This window comes from Pedobacter sp. Leaf250, assembly GCF_920984735.1.
Lineage (GTDB): Bacteria > Bacteroidota > Bacteroidia > Sphingobacteriales > Sphingobacteriaceae > Pedobacter.
In genome coordinates, this window is record NZ_CAKLBU010000007.1 from 236,827 (window position 1) to 243,192 (window position 6,366).

The 6,366-nt window shown below is 37.2% G+C and carries 6 protein-coding genes; all 6 read left to right on the forward strand.

The annotated features are described in order from the left end of the window. The first annotated feature begins 25 nt into the window (after window positions 1–25). The 6 genes from LUA91_RS08490 to LUA91_RS08515 all read left to right on the forward strand — a co-directional run bounded on the left by LUA91_RS08490 (window position 26) and on the right by LUA91_RS08515 (window position 5,819). Window positions 26–1,249 (forward strand): HD domain-containing protein, encoded by a 1,224-nt coding sequence (locus LUA91_RS08490; protein WP_231425620.1) that lies wholly within the window; start codon window positions 26–28, stop codon window positions 1,247–1,249. A 122-nt stretch (window positions 1,250–1,371) separates the two neighbouring features. Continuing rightward, complete coding sequence (gene lpxD / locus LUA91_RS08495) at window positions 1,372–2,448, forward strand: UDP-3-O-(3-hydroxymyristoyl)glucosamine N-acyltransferase (RefSeq protein ID WP_231425621.1); 1,077 nt, start codon at window positions 1,372–1,374, stop codon at window positions 2,446–2,448. Further along, a complete protein-coding gene (locus LUA91_RS08500) occupies window positions 2,438–3,850 on the forward strand; it encodes a bifunctional UDP-3-O-[3-hydroxymyristoyl] N-acetylglucosamine deacetylase/3-hydroxyacyl-ACP dehydratase (protein ID WP_231425622.1) in 1,413 nt (470 codons plus the stop codon). Before lpxD ends, LUA91_RS08500 begins: the two co-directional genes overlap by 11 nt. Next, the gene (gene lpxA / locus LUA91_RS08505) at window positions 3,850–4,635 is read left to right on the forward strand and encodes an acyl-ACP--UDP-N-acetylglucosamine O-acyltransferase (RefSeq protein WP_029274294.1); all 786 of its coding nucleotides are present in this window, start codon (window positions 3,850–3,852) and stop codon (window positions 4,633–4,635) included. Before LUA91_RS08500 ends, lpxA begins: the two co-directional genes overlap by 1 nt. Window positions 4,636–4,728: 93 nt before the next feature. After that, window positions 4,729–5,208: a GNAT family N-acetyltransferase gene (locus tag LUA91_RS08510; protein ID WP_231425623.1), complete on the forward strand. Its 480-nt coding sequence runs from the start codon at window positions 4,729–4,731 to the stop codon at window positions 5,206–5,208. Next, on the forward strand, window positions 5,205–5,819 hold the full coding sequence (locus LUA91_RS08515) for an ABC transporter ATP-binding protein (RefSeq protein ID WP_231425624.1): 615 nt from the start codon (window positions 5,205–5,207) through the stop codon (window positions 5,817–5,819). The genes LUA91_RS08510 and LUA91_RS08515 overlap by 4 nt, the downstream gene beginning before the upstream one ends. Window positions 5,820–6,366: the final 547 nt, after the last annotated feature.

Genomic DNA, 6,366 nt, shown 5'->3' on the forward strand with positions numbered 1-6,366 from the left:
CTATCTATTTAACTATTTTTAACGATTGAATAAGAAGAAAATAATCAATGATCCGGTTTACGGTTTCATTAGCATTCCATCAGAATTGGTTTACGATGTAATTTCACATCCGTATTTCCAACGTTTACGCTACATTAAGCAACTTGGAATGACTCATTTAGTTTATCCTGGCGCTTTACATACCCGTTTTCACCATGCTTTGGGCGCCATGCATTTAATGAGTTTGGCTATAGAAGTTTTAAGAAGCAAAGGCCACACCATTACTGATGGCGAAGAAGAAGCCGCAACATTGGCTATTTTACTACACGATATTGGTCACGGACCATTTTCACATGCGCTGGAACATTCTTTGGTTACGGGTATAAAACACGAAGATATTTCGGCAAAGCTGATGCTTGATTTGAATGATCATTTCGATGGAAAATTGACGCATGCCATCGAAATTTTTAATGGTACTTACCCAAAAAGATTTCTTCATCAGTTAATCTCTGGTCAGCTGGATTTAGATCGGATGGATTATTTAAATCGCGATAGTTTTTTTACCGGAGTAAGCGAGGGCGTAATTAGTTTCGATCGCATTATTAAAATGTTTAATGTTTTTGATGACGACTTAGTTATTGAAGAAAAGGGAATCTATTCAATTGAAAAATTTTTAATTGCCCGCCGTTTAATGTATTGGCAGGTTTATCTGCATAAAACGGTAATTGCCGGCGAAATGATTTTAGTGAAGTTGCTCGAAAGGGCAAAAGAATTATCAGCCGCAAGCGAAGAGTTATTTGCAGCACCTTCCTTAAAATATTTTTTCGAGAACGATATCAGCGAAACGAATTTCTTTGATCAACACGAAAACCTGGAGCATTTTACCAATCTGGATGATCAGGATATTTATGCTGCCGTAAAGGTTTGGGTAAAGCATCCCGATAAAATCCTTTCAACGCTTTGCCAAATGCTTACTTCGCGAAACTTATATAAAGTAGAAATGGGTAATGAAATGGCGCCAAAAGACCGGGTCGATTTTCTTAAAGATGCTACCGTTAATTTGCTTGTCATTAAACCAGAAGAAGCCAGATATTTTGTATTTACCGATGCGATACAAAACAGGGCCTACAATGCAGGCGTTGGAAACATAAAGATTTTAATGAAAAATAACGATATTGTTGATATTGCCAAGGCTTCTGATTTATCGAACCTGGAGTCGTTGCAAAAAACAGTAGAGAAATATATTCTTTGCTACCCGAGAGGGATTTAAGATTAATTAACAAAATATTTAACTTTTGCTGCCGTTTTAAATCTTACTATTGTGTAAAATATACACGGCTTAACCTTTACAGGTTTTTTTGTTCATATCAATTTAACATATACCTTTGTACGATGCAATTTACTGCAAAGCAGATAAGCGAGTTTTTAAACGGTTCCATTGATGGTAACCCTGATGTAGCCGTTACCGAGCTTTCTAAAATAGAAGATGGTAAAGAAGGCTCGTTGTCTTTTCTATCTAACCCGAAGTATGAAAACTTTTTGTATTCTACACAGGCTTCAGTTGTTATTGTATCAAAAGATTTTGCTCCTACCCAGTCTTACACAAGCACATTAATCCGTGTTGATAATCCATATAGTTCTTTTACAGTTTTATTGGATAAATATAACGAGGCGGTAAATGCTCAAGCCACGCAATCTGGTATTAATAAATTGGCATTCGTTCATCCAACAGCTAAAATTGGTAAAGATGTTTTTATTGATGCCTTTGCTTATGTAGCTGAAAACGTTGTGATTGCCGATGGCTGTAAATTAAATGCACAAACATTTGTTGGCGCCAACTCTAAAATTGGAGAAAACAGCACTTTCTTTCCAGGCGTGAAAATTTATCACAATTCCATTATTGGGAACAGGGTAATTATTCACTCCAACACCGTAATAGGTAGCGATGGTTTTGGGTTTGCTCCACAAAAAGATGGTACATACAATAAGATTCCCCAAATTGGAAATGTAATTATTGAGGATGATGTAGAAATAGGCGCCAATACCACGGTTGATCGTGCTACAATGGGATCAACAATTGTGAAAAAGGGTGCAAAAATCGATAATCTGATTCAAATTGCCCACAATGTAGAAATTGGCGAAAACACGGTTCTTGCTGCTCAATCTGGTATATCTGGAAGCACTAAAATCGGCCCAAATAGTGTTGTTGGTGGTCAGGTTGGTATTGCAGGCCACTTAACCTTAGCAAAGGGAACGCAAATTGGTGCCCAGGCCGGAATCAATTTTAACATTACCGAAGAAAATAAACAATGGCATGGTAGTCCGGCGCAACCATTGCGCAATTGGATGCGTGCTTCAGTAATTTTCAAGCATCTACCAGATGTGGAGAAAAGAATAAACACGCTAGAAGAAGAATTGAAAAGGCTCACTGCCGAATTGGTAAAGAATACAATACACAATGAACGTTAGACAAAAGACGATTAAACAAGAAATATCAGCTAAAGGTGTTGGTTTACACACTGGTGCTAATGTTACCCTTACTTTTTGCCCAGCTCCTGAAAATCATGGATTCAAATTTCAGCGTATTGATTTAGATGGACAACCAGTTATTGATGCTGATGCAGATAATGTAACCGATACTTCTCGTGGAACCACCATTACACAAAATGGCGCTAGTGTAAGTACCGTTGAACACGTAATGGCATCACTTATTGGTATGGATTTAGATAATGTTCTAATCAAACTTGATGGTCCTGAAACGCCAATTATGGATGGAAGTTCTATTCAATTCATTGATTTACTTGAAGAAGTTGGATCGGTTGAACAAAATGCCGATCGTGAATATTTCACCATTCCTCATAACATTACCTATACAGAAGAAGATAGAAAAGTAGAAATCGTGGCTATGCCATTAGATGACTACCGTTTCACCTGTATGATTGATTACAATTCGCCGGTTTTAGGTAGCCAACATGCTGGTATTAACACCATTGCCGAGTTTAAGAAAGAGATTGCTTCTTGCCGTACTTTTTGTTTCTTGCACGAGTTAGAATATCAGCTTTCTCACAACTTAATTAAAGGTGGCGATTTAAATAATGCCATTGTTATTGTTGATAAAGAAGTTACTAAAGATGAGTTAAGTCATTTGGCGAAACTTTTCAATCGTGCTGATATTGATGTGGCGCCACAGGGAATTTTGAACAATATGGAGTTGCGTTATCAAAACGAGCCCGCCCGACATAAACTATTGGATATGATTGGCGACTTGGCTTTAGTTGGTATGCACCTAAAAGGCCATATTATGGCTGCTCGCCCTGGTCATGCGGCAAATGTAGCCTTTGCGAAAAAGATAAAAGCGGCAATTAAAAAAGAGAAAAACAAGAAAATTCAGAAAGTGTACGATCCTAGCGCTAAACCATTGTATGATGTTGTTCAAATCATGGAAATTTTGCCTCATCGTCAACCATTTTTGTTTGTAGATAAGATTTTAGAACTTTCTAAAAATCATGTGGTTGGCGTTAAAAACGTAACCATGAACGAAGAATTTTTCAAGGGTCATTTCCCAGGCGCACCTGTTTTTCCAGGCGTGATTCAAATTGAAGCAATGGCTCAGGTTGGAGGTATTTTGGTGCTTAGTACGGTTCCAGATCCAAGCAATTACCTTACTTATTTTCTAAAAATAGATAACGTTCGCTTTAGAGCACAAGTGCTTCCAGGCGATACCATTGTTTTCCGTTGCGATTTGCTTGAACCAATCAGAAGAGGAATTGCTCAAATGAAAGGTGTAGGTATGGTCGGCGAAAAAATCGTAGTCGAAGCCGAGATGATGGCTCAAATTTCAAAAGTTAAACAAGCAGAACCAACCACATAATGATACAACCATTAGCATATATACACCCACAGGCAAAAATTGCCGAAAACGTGGTAATTGAACCTTTTGTAGTGATACATAAAGATGTTGTTATTGGTGAAGGTACCTGGATTGGATCGAACGTTACCATTATGGATGGCGCTCGTATTGGTAAAAACTGCCGTATTTTTCCTGGAGCTGTAATTTCTGGTGAGCCACAGGATTTAAAATTTGCCGGAGAAGTTACTACTGCCGAAATTGGAGATAATACAACCATTCGCGAGTGTGTAACCATTAACCGTGGTACAAAAGATAAATGGAAAACTACAATTGGCAGCAATTGTTTAATTCAGGCTTATTCTCACATTGCTCACGATTGTGAAGTGGGTAACAACTGTATATTCTCGAACAGTACAACGCTTGCTGGTCATATTACCATTGGAAATAATGTTGTTTTGGCAGGTTTGGTGGCGATTCACCAATTCGTTAAAGTTGGTTCTTATGCCTTTGTAACTGGCGGTTCTTTGGTTCGTAAAGATGTTCCTCCATATGTTAAGGCTGCCCGTGAGCCACTTTCTTACGCAGGTATTAACTCTGTTGGTTTGCGTAGAAGAGGTTTTACCAACGAACAGATTGATGAGATTCAGGAAATTTACCGTGTACTTTTTGTAAAACACAATAACGTTACCAAGGCTTTGGATATGATTGAGGCCGAATTCAAACCAACAGAAATTCGTGACGAAATAGTAGATTTCATCCGCAACTCTAATCGTGGTGTGATGAAAGGTTTCGGCATGGGCAGTTAATAGAGGAAGAGGGTTAAAAGGTTTATGGTTGAGGGTAAAACCCTAGCTTAAATGTTTCTCAGGCTTCTAAGATGGTTAATGTAAAATAATCTCATGAGTGATTTAACGCTAATCAGAACTAATTCAGATAATACCGATTTTAGACAATTGGTTGCTTCGTTGGATCAAGATTTAGCGATAAGAGATGGTGAAGAACATGCTTTCTATGCTCAATTTAATAAGGTTGATGCCATTAAAGAAGTTATTGTTGCTTACCAGGATAAAACCCAAGTAGCTTGTGGCGCAATAAAATCATTTTCCAGTGCCGCAGCTGAAGTTAAACGGATGTATGTTCGCCCTGATTATAGAAATCAAGGTTTTGCTGCAAAAATTTTAACAGCACTGGAGCAATGGGCTGCAGAACTCGGGTTTTCTGAATGTGTTTTAGAAACTGGTAAAAAACAACCAGAAGCCATTGCGCTATATCAAAAAGTTGGCTATCAAATTACCCTAAACTACGGCCAATATATTGGTGTAGACAATAGCATCTGCATGGCCAAACCGCTTAACCCTAATCGCAAAACGCTTAAATGAAGATAGCTTTAAATAATGTTGGCCGAAGATTTAACAAGGAATGGATTTTTAGGAATCTAAGCACTGAGTTTACATCAGGCAATAGCTATGCAGTTTTAGGTCCAAATGGTTCAGGAAAATCTACTTTATTAAGTGTACTAACAGGAAGTTTAAGTCCATCAGAAGGACAGATTTCATTCTCAAATGAAAAGAACATTCCAGTTGAAGAGATTTATAAACACATCAGTTTAGCAGCGCCATATTTGGAGTTGGTTGAGACTTTTACACTGAAAGAGATAATTGATTTCCACTTTAAATTCAAAAGTTTTGCTGCTGGCGTTGACGCTAAATCATTAGTTACTATCCTTGGTTTGGAAAAATCAGCCAACAAGGAAATTAAATACTTTTCATCAGGAATGAAACAAAGAACCAAACTTGCTTTGGCTTGCTGTTCTAACTCGCCAATTTTATTTTTAGATGAACCTACCAGCAATTTAGACGTTCAAGGGATAGATTGGTACCGTGAACTAATTGAAAAATTCACAAAAGATAGGTTAACAATAATTGGTTCAAACCAAATTCAGGAATATGAATTTTGCAAGGAACAGATTCAAATAGCTGATTTTAAATAAATTAACACCAAAATCCCAGCAGCTACACCCGTCTGATTTGTCATACATTTGTATTATAAAATCATTTTTAAAAAAATATTTGGTAATTGACAAATACTTCTTACCTTTGCACCACCAAAAAGAGAAAGAAATATTTTATTTATCTCTTAAAGGAAAATGATAATATTCTCCGTTTAACGGAAACAAAATATAAAGCTGTAAAGCGAAAAATTTTTCATAGTTTAGTTTGAGGTTTAGGTTGATTATGCCTTTGGAGTGGTTCCCAAAGGCATTTCTTTTACACGGAGGTTTTATCGAAATCGTCATAGCGAGGCACGAAGCAATCTATTTTGCAGAGTGAATGCTTAAACGATAATGCACATTGCAGGAATAAGCCTTTGTTTCTTGCAAAAAATTAGGTTCTATAAACCCGATTGCAGCGGAAATACTCCTATGATTAATATTAGTCATTTAGCATAGAAAAGGCCAAAGCTTTCCTTTAGAGCAGCAGACATTTATTATCTGCCGTTCTTCCGGACATTTCTTTCTCATTACAAATATAATATTT